13 protein-coding genes are annotated in these 16,658 nt (G+C 52.0%); 10 read left to right on the top strand and 3 right to left on the bottom strand.

Annotated features, from left to right (window positions below):
* The first annotated feature begins 201 nt into the window (after positions 1 to 201).
* Both IMY23_RS00205 and IMY23_RS00200 read left to right on the top strand, forming a co-directional pair.
* Positions 202 to 672, top strand: coding sequence for an NfeD family protein (locus tag IMY23_RS00205; protein ID WP_192820111.1), 471 nt, complete (start codon positions 202 to 204; stop codon positions 670 to 672).
* Positions 673 to 738: 66 nt separating this feature from the next.
* Positions 739 to 1,638: an SPFH domain-containing protein gene (locus IMY23_RS00200; protein WP_192820110.1), complete on the top strand. Its 900-nt coding sequence runs from the start codon at positions 739 to 741 to the stop codon at positions 1,636 to 1,638.
* Positions 1,639 to 1,911: 273 nt separating this feature from the next.
* Here IMY23_RS00200 and IMY23_RS00195 read toward each other — a convergent pair whose 3' ends face one another.
* From IMY23_RS00195 to mutL, 3 genes are all read right to left on the bottom strand, one after another.
* Complete coding sequence (locus IMY23_RS00195) at positions 1,912 to 2,823, bottom strand: rhomboid family intramembrane serine protease (protein ID WP_192820109.1); 912 nt, start codon at positions 2,821 to 2,823, stop codon at positions 1,912 to 1,914.
* A gap of 3 nt (positions 2,824 to 2,826) precedes the next feature.
* Positions 2,827 to 3,612: a rhomboid family intramembrane serine protease gene (locus IMY23_RS00190; protein ID WP_192820108.1), complete on the bottom strand. Its 786-nt coding sequence runs from the start codon at positions 3,610 to 3,612 to the stop codon at positions 2,827 to 2,829.
* Between the two features lie 452 nt (positions 3,613 to 4,064).
* Complete coding sequence (mutL, locus tag IMY23_RS00185; RefSeq protein ID WP_192820107.1) at positions 4,065 to 5,951, bottom strand: DNA mismatch repair endonuclease MutL; 1,887 nt, start codon at positions 5,949 to 5,951, stop codon at positions 4,065 to 4,067.
* Between the two features lie 369 nt (positions 5,952 to 6,320).
* Between mutL and IMY23_RS00180 the strand changes: the two genes are divergently transcribed.
* The 8 genes from IMY23_RS00180 (at position 6,321) to IMY23_RS00145 (ending at position 16,652) form a co-directional block, all read left to right on the top strand.
* Positions 6,321 to 9,278, top strand: a complete 2,958-nt coding sequence (locus IMY23_RS00180; RefSeq protein ID WP_225986357.1) for a glycoside hydrolase family 3 N-terminal domain-containing protein — start codon at positions 6,321 to 6,323, stop codon at positions 9,276 to 9,278.
* Between the two features lie 22 nt (positions 9,279 to 9,300).
* Positions 9,301 to 10,437, top strand: coding sequence for an N-acetyl-alpha-D-glucosaminyl L-malate synthase BshA (gene bshA, locus IMY23_RS00175; protein WP_192820106.1), 1,137 nt, complete (start codon positions 9,301 to 9,303; stop codon positions 10,435 to 10,437).
* A gap of 111 nt (positions 10,438 to 10,548) precedes the next feature.
* Positions 10,549 to 11,145, top strand: coding sequence for a hypothetical protein (locus IMY23_RS00170; RefSeq protein WP_192820105.1), 597 nt, complete (start codon positions 10,549 to 10,551; stop codon positions 11,143 to 11,145).
* A 101-nt stretch (positions 11,146 to 11,246) separates the two neighbouring features.
* Positions 11,247 to 11,480 (top strand): hypothetical protein, encoded by a 234-nt coding sequence (locus IMY23_RS00165; RefSeq protein WP_192820104.1) that lies wholly within the window; start codon positions 11,247 to 11,249, stop codon positions 11,478 to 11,480.
* A 401-nt stretch (positions 11,481 to 11,881) separates the two neighbouring features.
* Complete coding sequence (locus IMY23_RS00160) at positions 11,882 to 12,451, top strand: NUDIX hydrolase (protein ID WP_192820103.1); 570 nt, start codon at positions 11,882 to 11,884, stop codon at positions 12,449 to 12,451.
* A gap of 265 nt (positions 12,452 to 12,716) precedes the next feature.
* Positions 12,717 to 13,382, top strand: coding sequence for a 1-acyl-sn-glycerol-3-phosphate acyltransferase (locus IMY23_RS00155; protein WP_225986356.1), 666 nt, complete (start codon positions 12,717 to 12,719; stop codon positions 13,380 to 13,382).
* Positions 13,324 to 13,611, top strand: a complete 288-nt coding sequence (gene gatC, locus IMY23_RS00150) for an Asp-tRNA(Asn)/Glu-tRNA(Gln) amidotransferase subunit GatC (protein ID WP_192820101.1) — start codon at positions 13,324 to 13,326, stop codon at positions 13,609 to 13,611. Before IMY23_RS00155 ends, gatC begins: the two co-directional genes overlap by 59 nt.
* A 5-nt stretch (positions 13,612 to 13,616) precedes the next feature.
* Entirely contained in the window at positions 13,617 to 16,652 is a 3,036-nt protein-coding gene (locus IMY23_RS00145; RefSeq protein WP_192820100.1) for a hypothetical protein, read from the top strand.
* Positions 16,653 to 16,658 lie beyond the last annotated feature (6 nt).

The raw sequence follows: 16,658 nt of genomic DNA, 5'->3' as shown, positions 1-16,658 counted from the left end.
GTCGCGACCTGTCCCAGGCGGAAGCTTAAGCAAGCTGCTTGCTATGAAAACCCACGTAGCCCCCATTTTCCCTCCGGAGCAAACTACCAAACAAAGCCAGCGCAGAGGACAGGTCAAGCCCTGTCCGTACGGCACTCAAAATCCCAGCGCCTTGCCTAAACACTTTCTTTTCGCTATATTAGGCACATAACCCTGAAAACGATGGAATTTGAACCTTGGTGGATTTGGCTGGTAGCCGGCATTCTGCTCATAGTGGGCGAAATGTTCACGGTCAGTTTTTACTTTCTCTGGCTGGGCATCGCCGCGCTGGTAGCCGCCGTGCTGGCCTATCTCTTCCCTGAAAACAGCTGGCTTCCGCCCATGGCCGCCAGCATTACGGGCTTGCTGTTGATTTTCTTCACCAAGCCGCTCACCGCCCGCGCCCGCCAGGCAAAAGGCTTCCAGGATCCCGCCCAGGCCATGGCCAACCGCGTAGGCGAAATTGTGGAACCCGTCACCCCCACCCGTCTGGGCCTTGTCAAAGTAGGCACTGAGGTTTGGTCGGCCAGCGCCCAGGAATACCTGCAGCCAGGCCAGCAGGTCATGGTGGTGAGCCAGAGCAGCACCGTGTTGCAAGTGAAACCCATGGCAAACGACAACCAGGGGTTCCCGGGCCACGGAACCGCCGTGTAAATCTTCAGCAAACACTGTTATCCTACTCATTATATACGCATACACCCTTCACCATACTTTCTACCTATGACCACACCCCTCATTATTCTTGGCGCTGTCATCTTATTGATGATGATGTCTATCCGGATCATTCAACAGCAGCGCGTGGCGGTGGTGGAGCGGTTCGGGAAGTTCCAGCGCCTCATGCACCCTGGCCTCAACCTGTTCATCCCGTTCATGGACCGCGTGCGCGTGTACCATGACCTGCGCATTCAGCAGACCAACGTGCCGCCGCAATCTGTAATCACCCGTGATAACGTGCAGGTCTTAATTGATACCATTGTGTTCTACCAGGTAGTAGGCCCCGAGCAGGCCACCTACGGCATTTTTGACTACGTTTTAGGCGTGCGAAACATCACCACCGCCACCATGCGCCAAATAATTGGCAATCTGGAATTAGATGAAACTCTGTCTGGCCGTGAACGAATTTCCGCAGAGATTAGAACCGCCCTAGACGAAGCCACCGAGAAATGGGGCGTGCGCATTGAACGCGTGGAGGTCATCGACATTAAACCACCGCTGGACATTCAGGAAGCCATGGACAAGCAGATGAAAGCCGAGCGGAACCGCCGGGCCACCATCTTAGAGGCCGAAGCCGCCAAACAAGACATGATCCTGCGGGCCGAAGGTGACAAAACCAGCAAAATCCTCCGTGCCGAAGGCGAACGCGCCTCCGCGGAGTTACAAGCCCTGGGCGAGGCCCGCGCCATCTCAGACGTGGCTGAAGCCGAGAAACGCCGCATCCAACTCCTGATTGAAGGCGGCCTGGACGACCGGGTTCTGACCTACAAATCCTTCGAGGCGCTGGAGAAAATAGCCATGGGCCCGGCCAACAAAATTTTCATCCCAACCACTGCCGTTGAATCGCTGGGCAGCATAGGGGCCATCGGTGAAATGCTGAAAGCCAGCGCCGCCAGCAAATCCTAAGCTGTTTTCGGGCTCATTTCCAGAAATGAGGCCGAAAACGGAAACCCATAAAACAGAAATGCCAGCCTCACCTGAAGCTGGCATTTTTTGTTACCGGTATTCCAGATTGTAGGGGCGTATTGCATACGCCCAACCCGCTTGCCTTTATAAAAATGCTTGCTATGCAACTATAACTTCCTATGATTGAAACGTAATTGCCTCGGCCACCGCCAGGGCGTATGCAATACGCCCTACATTAAAATCTACCAGAACAAACAATCAGCAATCAACAATTTACTTCTGGCTGGCTTTGAAGAGTTTCTGTTTTTCTTCCTTGGTCAGGCTCTCGTAGCCCGAAATGGAGATTTTGTCCAGAATCTGGTCTATTTCCATTTGGGAAGGGTTGGCGCTGGTGCCCGCTGCGGCCGGGCTGGCGTTGGTGGTGGCGCTGTACGGTCGGCTGGGGTTGTTGTAGCTCACCTTTAGCGGCGATTTCTTGTTAAACAAACCTCTGAAAAAGCCCAGGACCGCCTGCACCGGCCTTCCCCAGTCATTGCCGCGCTGCAGTTGCTGAATGTAGAGGAAACCCAGAAAAGCACCGCCCAAGTGAGCAATGTTTCCGCCGGCGTTGCTGCCCACGGCCCCAGAAATAGAGAGCAGCACCATAACCGCGGCAATGTATTTGATTTTAACCGGACCAATTAAAATAAGATTGAACGTGAAGTTGGGCAACAGCGTGGCGGCGGCCACCATCACGGCAATCACGCTGCCCGAGGCGCCCATCATAAACGAGCTTCCGCGCAACTCTAAATACGGAATGGTGTTGTAGGTGAGCAAATAGAAAAGTCCACCGGCCAAGCCGCCCAGCACATATAAATTCACCAGACGTTTATCGCCCAGGTATTCCCGTATCAGCATGCCAAACCAGTACAGGTTGAGCATGTTGAACAGAATATGGAAGAACTCCAGGTGCGTAAAGAAATACGTGAACAGCGTCCAGGGCCGGAACAGGAACAACGGCAGGTAAGACGTGATGCTCAGGTAGGTCATCAGGTAGTCAAAGGCCGCGCCAGATCCGCTCAAGGTCATGATGGTGCGCAGAATGATCAGCACGGCAAACACCACCACATTGATGAAAATGAGCTGGTGCAGGGCGTTGTTCCCCCGGCTGAACGCCGATTTGATATCGTCAAAAATACTGGTCATAGGTTAGTAAAAGTTTTTGCGGTTTCGTTCCCACAGCTTCAGGAGAATAAACGCGAAGAGCATGCCCCCAATGTGCGCGAAGTGCGCCACGTTGTCGCCGGGTGCCCGCTGTACCCCGGCATACAGTTCATACGCGCCATACAGCAGTACGAAATATTTGGCCTTGATGGGGAACGGAATGAAGAGCAACATTAACTCCGTATTGGGGAACAGCATGCCAAAGGCCATCAAAATCCCGAATACCGCCCCCGAGGCGCCCACCATCTGGCCGTTGATGACGGCATTAGAAACTTGATTTGTTATTCCAGTAGCTTGATTGATTGCAGCGGTATTTGTGGGATTTCTATAAAAATCGACCAAAAATTGCTCCAGAGGCTTAATATTAGCACCGGCAGAGTCTAAAAAACGCTTAAAATCAATTGGATCATGGTTCTGAAGAAAAGCTGAGGCATACTCTAAGGTATTACTAACCTCAACATACCTAATGCCTGAATACAGCAAGCTGGCCCCTATCCCAGTGATCAAATAAAACGTCAGAAAGCGCTTGCCGCCCCAGTGACGCTCCAGCATGGGCCCAAAAATGAACAAGCTGAACATGTTGCTGAACAAGTGTATCATACTCTGCTGCGAATGCATAAACATGTGCGTCACGAACTGGAAGGGCTTAAAATAGTCCGAGCGAATATCATGCAGTGAAAACAAATTCTCTTCAAACAACCTGTTCGTGGCGAAATACATCAGCACGTTTAGAATCAACAGGTTACGCACCATGGGCGTGATAGGAGGCATAGTCTCTTTTTATAGGTTTAAACCGAAAAGGTGCTTTCCCTTTTCCGGTTGATTTAATCCTGGCAGTACGTTTGGTTCAACATGCGCGTACCCCACTTTGTCATCTTGAAAAGATCTCGGTGGCAAGCTAGTCAAGCTCTAAGTAACCGCCATTGCCGTTCGCCACCAAGATCCTTTCAGGATGACAAAAGTGAGATAGACTTGTTTATCCTGCCGGACTGAATTTCTGTTTTTGGCTTCATTTCCAGAAACGGAGCCAAAAACGCATTTGCCCTTGTTGGTGTTCTCGCCAAAAAGTAGAATTGCCGAAACAAGGTTTATTTCTGCAAAAGGGTTTGTTGGTGAGAACACCAACAAAGGCGGCGAATTAAGTCAAATTCAATAAACTGTTTCCGGTTTCCCTAATTTCTGTTTTTGCCTTCATTTCTGAAAACGAGCCCGAAAACGCATTTCTAGTTACGTCCAAACAATTCCTGCAACTGCGCCATCTGCAGAATGACTAGCGTTTTTTGGCCGCCCGGCGTGTAATTGGGCACTTTGCAGGCGAACAACTGGTCTACCAGCGCGTTCATTTCCTGGTCGCCCAGGCGACCGGTGAGCCGCGAGGCCACGCGTTTAGCCATGGAACGCGCCAGGTTCTCCTGTCGGTCTACCTTTAACGTGCTCAGGTTGTTTTTATATTGCTCTAACAGGCCTTCAATCAGTTCGCGTTCATCGCGCAGCGGAATCTCCGCCGGAATGCCATTCACCGCAATGGTGTTCTGCCCGAATTCATGCAACACAAAGCCCAGCGCACTGAACTCCTCCGACAATTCCATCACCAGCGAGAAATCACTGGGCGACAACTGCAAGGTCTGTGGGAACAACAATTGCTGTGACGCACCGCTGCGTTTGCCCAATGCAAGGCTGTATTTCTCGTAGAGAATACGTTCCTGCGCCGCCTGCTGGTCCACCATCATCAGCCCAGATTTCACCTGCACCAGTATGTACTTCTGATGCACCTGCAAAGTTTTGGAACCGCCCGTCATGCTGCCCAACGTGGCCGGAAACGCTTCTTCGTCGGTAAACAACTTGGCGGTTTCATCATTTTCTGCGAAGGCTTGCGCGTACCGTAAACTGCTGGGCTGGAAATAACTTTCGTCTCTACTCCCGGCAGTGGCACGACTTTCAACCGTATTGCTTCCGCTGGCGGCGTTGGTTCTACCTCCGGAATAAGAAGGCTCCCCTCCGGCCTGCGGCGCGCGGGCTGGCGAAGTGAAAGACGTATCAAAATCCATAGACGCCGGAAACTTCATGGGCTGCAGCGGAATGTAGTTCACATCGGCCCCAAAGTCCAGCGACGGCGCGATGTTGTGCAGACCCAGGCTCTGTTTCACGGCGGCGCGCACAATGGCGTAGACTGTTTTCTCGTCCTCAAACTTAATCTCAGTTTTGGTGGGGTGCACGTTGATGTCAATCGTTTCAGGCGCTATTTCCAGAAACAAGACGTAAAACGGAAAGCTGTCTTTGGGCAACAGGCCCTCAAAGGCAGTGAGCACTGCGTGGTTCAGGTACTGGCTTTTGATGTAGCGGTTGTTCACAAAAAAGAACTGCTCGCCGCGGCTTTTCTTGGCATGTTCGGGCTTACCCACGTACCCTTTGATGGTTAGAAACGGCGTGGTTTCCTCACAGGCAGCCAACTGCTCTTTGTACTCCTTCCCGAAGATGCTCACAATGCGCTGGCTCAGTTTTCCGGCGGGCAAGTTCATCACCTCCACCTCGTTCTGGTACAGCGTGAACGCCATCTCTGGATTAGCTAAGGCAACCCGCTGGAACTCGTCTAGAATATGGCGCATTTCCACGGGGTTGCTTTTCAAGAAGTTGCGGCGGGCGGGCACATTGAAAAACAGGTTCTTCACGCAGACAATGGTGCCTTCGGCCATGGCCACGGGTTCCTGTTTCAGCACTTCGTTGCCTTCAATGGTTAGGCACGTGCCCAGTTCGGTGCCGCGGGCGCGGGTTTTTAGCTCTACCTGCGCCACGGCCGCAATAGACGCCATCGCCTCCCCCCTGAAACCCATGGTCTTTATCCGGAATAAATCTTCGGTGGTCTTGATTTTGGAGGTGGCGTGGCGCTCAAAACACATGCGCGCGTCGGTCTCGGTCATGCCCAAACCATTATCTACCACCTGAATCAGCTGCTTGCCGGCGTCCTTGACAATCAGTTGAATACTGGTACTCTGCGCGTCTACGCTGTTCTCCAACAACTCCTTCACCACGCTTGCCGGGCGCTGCACCACCTCGCCCGCGGCGATTTGGTTAGCCAGGTAATCGGGTAATAAACGGATGATATCTGCCATACTCTCTCTTCTGCGTAGTTTTTATTCGTTCCTTGCCGCCCTTCCTCCAACGAGGCATAATGCCTGTAGGTCAGATTTCTTTGTGCGGGAAGGCAAATTTCAGTAATATTACAAGTTCAAACAGGGCCGGTTGGTTTGCTGTTTTCCTCCTTCGGCTTCTTTGGCTCTCACGCGGCAACTTCTTGGCTTTTAGCCGATGACGCTTGAAAAACAAAGAACCTCAGCGGCTCAAATTCCTCTTTCATAGAAAGGCGTTTTTGGGCTCTGTTTTATAAATGAACGGGAAAACGCCACCGGCGCGCGGGCTTGAAATCCTCTGCGAAATTAGCCCTATGAAAACGTTATTCAAATTAAATTACGCGTTGCGAAATGCTAAATAAATATAGCCTGGGGCTGTTGGCGGTGGTGATGGGCGCCTGGGGAGTGCTTTCGGGGTTTACCCCCAAGGGCAAGGGCAGCATCTCCCTGCAAGAGCAGCGCTGGGTAGACAGTGTGTACCAGACGCTTACCCCCGACCAACGGCTGGGGCAGTTGTTCATGGTGGCTGCGTATTCCAATAAATCGGCGGCGCACGTGCGGGAGATTGAAAATTTGGTGACCCAGTACGGTATTGGCGGCATCATGTTCATGCAGGGCGGCCCCGTGCGCCAGGCCAAGCTCACCAACCGGTACCAAGCCCTGGCCAAAGTACCGCTTTTGATTTCCCTGGATGCCGAGTGGGGCCTGGAGATGCGCCTGGACAGCAGCATGCACTTCGCCAAGCAGATGACCCTGGGGGCGCTGCCCGATGACCGCTACGTGTACATGATGGGCCGCGAGATTGCCATCAAACTCAAGCGCCTGGGCGTACACGTGAATTTCTCGCCGGTGGTGGACGTGAACAGCAACCCCAATAACCCCGTCATCGGTAACCGCTCCTTCGGGGAAAGCAAAGAACAGGTCACGGCCCGCAGCATCGCCTATATCAAAGGTTTGCAAGACCACGGCATTATTGCCGTCGCCAAACATTTCCCCGGCCACGGCGACACCGACGCTGATTCCCATTTCTCGTTGCCAGTTCTCTCCCATGACATGGCCCGCCTTACTGATGTGGAATTGTATCCTTTCCGGAGGTCGTTTGACGCCGGCGTGATGGGTGTGATGGTGGCGCATTTGCACGTGCCCAAGCTAGATTCCATTGCCAACCGTGCCGCCACGCTGTCGCCATATCTGGTGAACGATTTGCTCAAGGGCAAGATGCAGTATGAAGGCCTGGTCTTCACCGATGCCCTGAACATGAAAGGCGTGACCCGCTACCACAAACCAGGTGAAGTTGACGCTTTAGCTCTGAAAGCGGGCAATGACGTATTGCTTTTTTCTGAAGATGTGCCTAAAGCCTTCGCCAGCATTAAAAAAGCTCTGGCCGACAGCACCTTGACCGAGCGGGACATTGAAGTAAAAGTGCGCAAGATGCTGCACGCCAAGTACTGGGCCGGCCTGAACCAACTCACGCCCGTTGACACAGAAAACCTTTCGGCAGACTTGAGCCGGCCGGTGAGCGCCGTGTTACAGCAGCAGTTGTACGAGCAGGCCGTGACCGTAGTGGCCAACAAAAACAACCTCCTGCCCTTCCGGGCGCTGGACACGCTTCAGTTTGCCTCGGTGGCCATTGGCGCTGGACTCAACAACCACTTCACCCGCACGCTGGAGAAATACGCCCCGTTCCGGAAGTTTGCCATCTCCAGTCGCTTTGCGCCAGACACGGTGTACACCAGCATTAAAAAGCAATTAGGCGAAGCCAACGTGGTGGTGGTTTCCTTGCACGGCCTGACCAATGCGCCGGAACGCAACTTCGGCCTGTCTGGCAATGCGCTTGGGTTTATCAGGGAATTACAGCGCGACCCCAGCAGAAAAGTGATTGTGGTGGTGATGGGCAACGCCTACAGCCTCAAGAATTTTGAAGGCTCAGATTGGTTGGTGTGCGGCTACGAGGACAATGACGTGGTGCAGCGCGTGGTGCCGCAGATTCTGTTCGGGGCTTTGCCGGCGCATGGGCGGTTACCAGTCACGGCTTCGCCGAGATTCAAAGCCGGAATGGGCATTTCTACGCCTTCCATCAGCCGCCTGCGGTATTCATTGCCCGAGAGCGTGGGCATGAACTCAGACATTCTTAAGCAGATTGACAACATTGCCCTGGAAGCCATTGCCTACGCGGCCACGCCCGGCTGCCAGGTGCTGGTGGTGAAAGACGGTACGGTGGTCATGGACAAAGCTTACGGCCATTACACCTATGACAAAAATCAGCCGGTCACCGAGAAAACCATCTATGACCTGGCTTCCATCACCAAAGTAGCCGCCACGCTGCAGGCGGTGATGTTCCTGAAAGACCAAGGCCAACTGAAACTGGATGCCAAACTGGTGACCTACCTGCCCGAGCTAAAAGGCTCCAACAAAGCCAATCTTTTGGTGCGAGACGTATTACTACATCAAGCCGGACTGCTGGCCTACGCGCCCTACTGGTCCAGAACGTTAAAAGCCGGAGTGCCGAACCCCATTTATTATGACACTGTTTTCTCGGAATCCTTCCCCAACGAAGTATCGCCGAATCTCTACGCCAACAAACGATTAGAAGACTCGGTTTGGACGTGGATTGTGAAATCTGATTTAGTAGGGAAACGGGTAGCCTCCGGCAAATTTGAGTACCGTTACTCCGACTTAGGGTTTCATCTGATGAAACGAGTGGCCGAACGGCTCCTGAACCAACCTTTGCCAGACTTCCTGGAGCAGAATTTCTACGGTCCATTGGGCGCGCATTCCCTGACGTTCAACCCGCTCAACAAATTCCTGAAAGAGCAGATTGCCCCCACCGCTGCTACCTCAGATTATAAAAATGGTGTACCGTTGCAAGGCACCGTGCATGATGGCAACGCCGCGCTGTTGGGCGGTAAAGCGGGCCACGCTGGTTTATTCTCCAACGCCAACGACCTGGCCATTCTCCTGCAGATGGATTTACAGAACGGTGCCTACGGTGGGCAGCAGTATTTCAAAACGCCGGTGGTAACTGAGTTCGCTCAGAATACCAGCACCACTGACAACCGCCGCGGCCTGGGCTGGGACAAACCAGAACCAGAGGGCAACGGCCCTACTTCAGATTTAGCCCCGCTAAGCACGTTTGGCCACACGGGCTTTACCGGAACCGGCGCCTGGCTGGACCCCGAAAACAATATCATCTATATCTTTCTTTCTAACCGTGTGTACCCAGACGCTGAGAACGATAGGCTGCTGAAATACAACATCCGCACGCGCATACATGATGTGGTGTATCAATCGTTAGAACCAAAAATGTAACTTCGCGCCAAAGACGCATACAATGAAGATAGGAATTGTTTGTTACCCCACCTTTGGCGGCAGCGGCGTAGTGGCTACTGAACTAGGCAAAGAACTGGCCGGCAAAGGTCATAAAGTCCATTTCATCACCTATAGTCAGCCCGCCCGGCTAGATTATTTCAACGAGAACTTATTTTACCACGAGGTCAACATTCCCAATTACCCGCTGTTCCAGTACGCGCCCTATGAACTGGCCTTAGCTAGCAAAATGGTAGACATTGTGCAGTTTGAGAAGCTGGATGTGTTGCATGTGCATTACGCCATTCCGCACGCCTCGGCGGCGTACATGGCCAAGCAGATTCTCCGCACCAAAGGCATACAGATTCCGGTCATTACCACATTGCACGGCACAGACATTACGCTGGTGGGCAAAGACGCGTCGTATGAACCGGTGGTCACTTTTTCTATCAACCAGTCAGACGCGGTCACTTCTGTGTCGGAAGACCTCCGTGCGGAGACGTACAAGCATTTCCCGATTGAGAAAGACATTGTGGTCATTCCTAACTTTATCAGCTTAGACCGTTTCCAGAAGCAGCGCAAAGACCATTTCAAGAGTGCTATTGCGCCGTTTGGCGAAAAACTGCTGGTGCACACCTCCAACTTCAGGGGCGTGAAACGCATTGGCGATGTCATCAAGATTTTCTACAAGGTGCGCGAGCAAATGCCATCTAAACTTTTGCTGGTAGGCGATGGACCTGAGCGCCCCAAGATGGAAAACCTCTGCCGCAAGCTCAACATCTGCCAGGACGTTCGTTTCTTAGGAAAGCTGGAAGCCGTGGAAGAACTCCTCTCAGTGGCCGATGTCTTTTTGATGCCGTCTGAAAAGGAAAGCTTCGGATTGGCCGCCTTGGAGGCCATGGCCTGTGAAGTGCCCGTTATTTCCTCCAACGCCGGTGGTTTGCCAGAACTGAATGTGCATGGCGTGACCGGTTTTGTGAGCAACGTGGGCGATGTGAAAGATATGGTCAAGAACACGCTGTTCCTGCTGCAAGACGACCAACTGCCCACCTTCAAAGCCAATGCCCTGGCCCGCGCCAAGGAATTTGAGATTGGTAAAATAGTGCCCATGTATGAAGCTGTGTACCAGCAAGCCATTGAATTTGTAAAGGCACAGGTATAGTTTCCGTTTTTGGCCTCGTTTTTTGGAAATGAGCCTGAAAACGGAACAAGGCATGCGCTGCATTTTCTTTCAATCCATCACTAGCTGAAATACGTCTAACTCCCTCTTCGTATGAAAATCAAGCTTTTATTTCTGGTTAGTGTTCTCTTCTTAAGTGGGTTCACCAGCCAAAAGCCTGCTCCTGTCACTGATTTTCTGCAGGTGAAAGGTCCGCTCACGTTCCAGAAAACGGACCATGCGTTGGCTTGGTCATCGCACCCTACGGCTTCCTATTATAAACAGGAATACCTTCCGGCGGGCCAAACGGTGGAGAAGTTCACCCAGATGCTTCTGCTGGAAGCCTTGGTGGGTGATTTGAGCGTGATGGACGTGGCCAAAGCGCAAGTGCGCATGCTGGAGGAACGGAAAAAGACCGATGCCGTGGCCCAGTACCAGGTCATTGAAAACCCCGAAAACGGGGAAATCATCCTTGACTTCACCATGAGCGCCGGCACCGCCAAAGCAGTTTCTGTGGTGGAGTGGAGCGCCTACCGTTACAAAGCGTTTACAGATAAAAACGGAACGAAGGGCGTCATGCTCTTCGGGGTTTCCAAAAGAGGCTATGATGCCGCTATTCCAGACTTTTTCAAAATCTTGCAAGCAGAACGCGCCGACATTATCAATGCCTTGGGTGCGTATGACGTGCCTTCTATTACTGTCAGCAAATAAGCCGCTTTCCGTTTTTGGCTTCGTTTTTGGAAATGAGGCTGAAAACGGGAAGTTTAGATTGTCATTCTTTCGTATCTTTAAGAAAGCCAACGGTCAAAGAGATGAACATACAGACGTTAAAATACGAACTGATTGAGTGGGTGACGCAAACCAATGACGATGCCCTATTGAAGGCTTTGAAAAATATCAAAGACGCCAATATTTCCTCTGGCACCTGGATTGAAGAATTATCGCCGCAGGAAACGGAATCCATTAAGCGAGGCCTGGCCGACCATGAAAAAGGAGACGTTTTAACGAGCCAGGAATTCTGGGCAAGTCATGAAAGCAAGATTTGACATTCGTTGGTAAAAAGAATCTAAAACCCGGTTCACCAACATTGTCCAATATTTGAGGGAAGAATGGTCAGAAAAAGAGGTCAAAAAATTTATTAAACGCCTGCAGGAGTTTGAGAAAATTGTGGTTTTATTTCCTGAACTGTATGCTACCTCCAAGGGTGATTTGAAACGGGCAGTTTTAAGCAAACATAATTCAGTGCTTTATCAAATAGACGATAAAAAGCAGCTGATTAGAGTAATTACAATCTTTGACAACCGGCAACACCCTTCCAAACTCAAGTAGACTTACTTGATCCAACCATTTTTCCGTTTTCGGCCCCGTTTCCAGAAATGAGCCCGAAAACGGATTTCTTCTCTTACATTCACCCATTCATTCATTCCCACATTAGCACATTAACCAAGTGAAACCCGACCATTCCTTAGAAAATCCCTGGACTGTTCTTGAATCGAAACCGGTGTACAGCAACCCCTGGATCAGCGTGCGCGAAGACCAGGTACTCAACCCCAGCGGCGGAAACGGCATCTACGGCGTGGTGCACATGAAGAACAAAGCCATCGGCATTATTCCCATTGACGAGCAAGGCAACACGTGGCTGGTGGGCCAATACCGCTACCCGCTGAACGAATATTCCTGGGAGATTCCCATGGGCGGCGGGCCGGAGGAACTAGACGTGCTGGAATCTGCCAAGCGCGAACTGAAAGAGGAAACCGGATTCACCGCCGCGGAGTGGACCAAGATTGCGCGCATTCATACCTCTAACTCGGTCACAGACGAGGAAGGCTTTATTTTTCTGGCCGAGGAACTGACCGCCGGCGAGACGGAACTGGAGGAAACCGAAGACATCAAAATCTGGAAACTGCCCTTGTCTGAAGCCGTGAAAATGGCCATGAACGACGAGATTACCGATGCCATCAGCGTGGCTGGGCTGCTTAAAGCCGAGAAGATTCTCCTGGCCCGCATGCCGAAATAACTGTTCCGTGGCACTAACTTTCTAAACTGCGCGTTGCCGTTTTAGCCCTCATTTCTGAAAACGAGCCCAAAAACGGAGCTTACCAAATAGAAAGGTGGTGTATGTGTCAATAATTCGTAATTTTGAAGGGATGGAAACGCTTAAGAAAATAGGAAAAAGTGCGTATTCTGTGTGGTGTACCACATGGTTCGTTATTCCATTCATCACATCGTATCCGCTTTTCAGGTTTTTCATTTCCAAACCGCACAAATACAAGCATGCCCACATGCTCAATAGGTTGTGGTCCAAAATTCAGTTGCGCATGTACCTAATGCCGGTTCGCGTGACAGGTCAAGAGCATCTGGACCCCAAGCAGCTATATGTGTTCGCGCCGAACCACAGTTCCTACATTGATATTCCCATGATTCTGGCAGCCATACCCGGTTTCCTGAATTTTGTGGGCAAGAAAGCGCTCACCAAAGTGCCGCTCTGGGGAAAAATCTACGAAGCGCTCTACATTTCGGTGGACCGCGACAGCCCGATCAGCAGCGCCAAAGCCTACATTGCCAGCAAAAAAAGCATTGAAGCGGGCCGAAGTGTGGTGATTTTCCCGGAAGGCAAGATTTCGCCGGAATCAGGTCACAATCTGTTGCCGTTTAAAGACGGTCCGTTCAAGCTGGCCATTGAAAAACAGATACCGTTGGTGCCAATCACTATGCCCTACAACCACCTGTTTCTGCCAGACGTGAAAGGCAAACTGATCATCAGGTACCATGCCCTGGAAATGATCATTCATCCGCCAATTCCTACTACTGGGCTGACCATGGCAGATCTGGAGTTTTTGAAGGAGCAGACGTTCACCCTTATTCAATCTGAATTACACGCTAAAAACAATGAGCACCAACATAGAAACCTTGCGCCAGTTAGCGCACTTAGCGCGGCTGGAGTTTGATGAGACCAAAGAGCAGGAAATGCTCAAAGACCTTAACAACATCCTCAATTGGGTAGACCAACTCCGCGCCCTGGACACGCAAAATGTGGAACCGCTGGTACACATGTCTGAAGAAGTGAATGTGATGCGAGAAGACGTGGCCCAGAACACCGTTCGGCATGAAGACGCCTTGCGATTGGCCCCGCGCAAAGACTCAGATTATTTCAGAGTTCCTAAAGTGATGGAATAACCTGCATGGCGCTTCTCACGTTCTGGCAAGCCCTGGAGCCCGCAAGACGGGCACTGTATCTATTTCTTTTCGCCTTGGTCTTATCGGCCATGGGCCTGGCTATTTACGGCTACTTTGCGGGCAACCAACTGGTGTTCCCGCTGGTTAAACAGGCTGAACTTTTCCCCGCCGAAGCCCATCTCTCCCCTTCCTCGCCCCTGCTGGTCCCCGTCCGGACGGAAGTAAATGCGTATTTAATCTCAGAACAGTATGCCCTGGGCAACATGCACCTGCCTGCCTGGGCTACCTGGGCCTATGCAATGGGGCTAGCCATAGCGCTGGTCATTTTCTGGACGGTAGCCAGTACCTTGCAGCGCATTCCGTATTACGTGGCGGTGGCTCTGGGTATGTTGTGGCTGTCTACCTTCAATTTAGATTTGCTGGGCAACTTCTCTGGAAACAGTCGTCTTTTATTGGTTTTGGTGTTGGCCATTTTGGGCGGAGGCAGCTTTCTGTTCCAGGCCTTCTGGACCCGCGCCACGTTTCTGATCCGGTTGCTGTTCTTCACGGTGGCGGTGGCTTTGCTGAGTGGCCTTCTTATTTACCTTTCGCCGCTTGCCCCTTTCCTGACTGCCTTGCACGTGGTGAACTACAGCACCGTGGGTTCCCTGATAGCGTCTTTTCTGTTCATGGTATTGGTGGCCTATGAGAACCTGCATGGGCTCCTGTGGTTCAACACCCAGGCCCAGACGCCCGCCCGTCGGTTTGGGTTGTGGCAGTATATTTTGATCAGCGTGTTGTATCTGGGAAATTTGCTGATACTGTACCTGCAACAAACCGGCTTGCTCCAGATTGATTACACGGGTATTGATGCGTTGCTGATTCTGCTGGCCTCTGCCTTGGTGGGGTTCTGGGGTTTGCGGCAGCGCGAGGTGCAGTATGCCAGCTTCCTTTCCTTTGCCACGCATGCAGCACCGCTGTATTTCCTGTTCGCGCTTCTTACCTTTTTAAATTTGGGCTATGCGCTCCTGATGGCCAATGACCCCATTATGTCGGCGTACCGAAGTGCGGTCATTTTATCACATTTGGCGTTGGGCGTGGCTTTCTTTCTGTATGTGCTGGCCAATTACGCGCATTTGATGAAACAGAAACTGCGGGTGTTCAAAGTGGTGTATGACCCCAGGCGGCTTTCGTTTTTCACAGTTTATTTGATGGGGGTGGTACTGTTGGGTATTATGGTGGTCAGGAGCAATTACTCGCTGTACTTCCAGGGCATGGCCGGCTACTACAATTACCTTGGTGACTTGTATCAGCAAACCGAAGAAGAGCCTCTGCTAGCCGAGCAATTTTACCTGGAAGGCAGCATTCAGGCCAGAAACAACCTGCGCTCCAGCCTTTCTCTGGCCGATATGTACCACCAGGCCGGCATGCGCACCCTGGAAATAAACCGCCTGCGCGACATCTTATCAAGAAAACCTTCCGCAGAAGCCTCTTTGCGGCTAGCCAGTTTGTACACAGGCCAACAGGATTTGTTTGAGCAACTCAAAGTACTGCAGGAAGGCACCAGAAATTTCCCAGACCATGCGCCCTTACTGAACAACTTAGGCCTGGTGTTTGGCACCACTACCCTGGTAGATTCGGCGGCGCATTACCTGGAGAAAGCCTTGCAGCACAGCGCAGAACCAGAGGTCATTCAGGCTAACCAGTTAACGTTCCTTTTCCAGCGCAGCTACCTGAAACAAGCCAAGGAATTCGCTGAACAGTACAAGTCCGGCACCTATGGCCCTTTGGTCTGTAACCGGCTGGCCCTTTCCTGGATTATGGGCAGCGCCGTGCCTACGCAACTTCCTTCGGCAGGCCCAGACAGCATTTTGACGTCTCAGGAATTTGCCGGTTTCTGGGTACGGGCCCTGCACCCGCGCGTACCGAAAGATACCACCGTGCTCAGCCAGATTTCAAAATACCTGCGGCAGGAACAGAACCATAACTTTGCAGATGACCTCACGCTGGCCCAGGCGTTGGTGTTGCAGCGGCAAAACAAGGCCACTTTCGCCAAGGCCACTTTAGAGCAATTAGCCGAAAGCAGCGAGGCCGGCGCGGGATATTACTATGACATTCTGGGCCAATGGATGCTGCAGAACAAATTATATTCCCTGGCAGCCACATATTTCCAGAGTGCCCTGAACAAAGGCTACCGTGACGCGCAATTACATGGCGTGGTGGCGCTGGCCCTGGCCGGCGAAACAAACCAGGCCGTCCAGTTAGCATTGGGGAGCAACCAATACCCAGAACCTTGGCAACAGAAAGCCGCCACCCAACTGGCCATTGCCTCGCAGATGTCTCCTGAACAAGCGGTGGCCGCCCCTGACTCTATAAAAATACCCTTCCTGCAGTTGCGGTCGGGCACCCTGCCAGTGAAACAGATGGAGGAAGTGGCCGCGCAGATTACCACATCTGCCTTGGCGCCGGTGGCAGCTTTGCCGCTTATTGACCGTTATCTAAAAGAAAATAATTTGATTGCGGCGCATAATCTATTGCAGGCCCATTTTCCGGCTTCGTTCCCTAAAAACAATCTCAAATCAGAGGCCAACCTACTACAGGCCGAACTCTGGTGGAAAGCCCAGCAGTGGCCGGACATTGAGAAGCAGGTGCCCAAGCTATATTTCGCACCGAAAGACGCCGGGGCGGCCCTTTATTACCAGGCTTTGCTGGCCCAGCGTAATAAACAAACCGCCAAAGCGACTAATCTTTTTGAAGCCCTGGTGCAACGCGCGCCTTGGTCAGAAACCGGGCAATTGGCCGCCGCCAATTTCTTCACCAGCCATGAAAAACCTTTGCGCGCCTATGACCTTTTGCTAGAGGCCATCAGCTACAACCCCAGTTCTGTGCCCTTGCGCAAAGCGTTTGTACGGGTGGCCTTGGGCCAGGGGCTCAGAGAATATGCCTTGCAGGGCCTGGAGGAACTGGAACGTCTTCTTCCGCCCGCGGAAATGCTTGCCTTTAAAAACGAAATTGATGCCCAGTTGCGCGCCAGTGAGGCCCTGCGACAGGATTGGCAATAACCTTGA

Origin of the sequence: Rufibacter sp. LB8, assembly GCF_014876185.1 — a bacterium.
Classification (GTDB): Bacteria; Bacteroidota; Bacteroidia; order Cytophagales; family Hymenobacteraceae; genus Nibribacter.
This window is presented reverse-complemented; position numbering and strand designations above follow the sequence as displayed.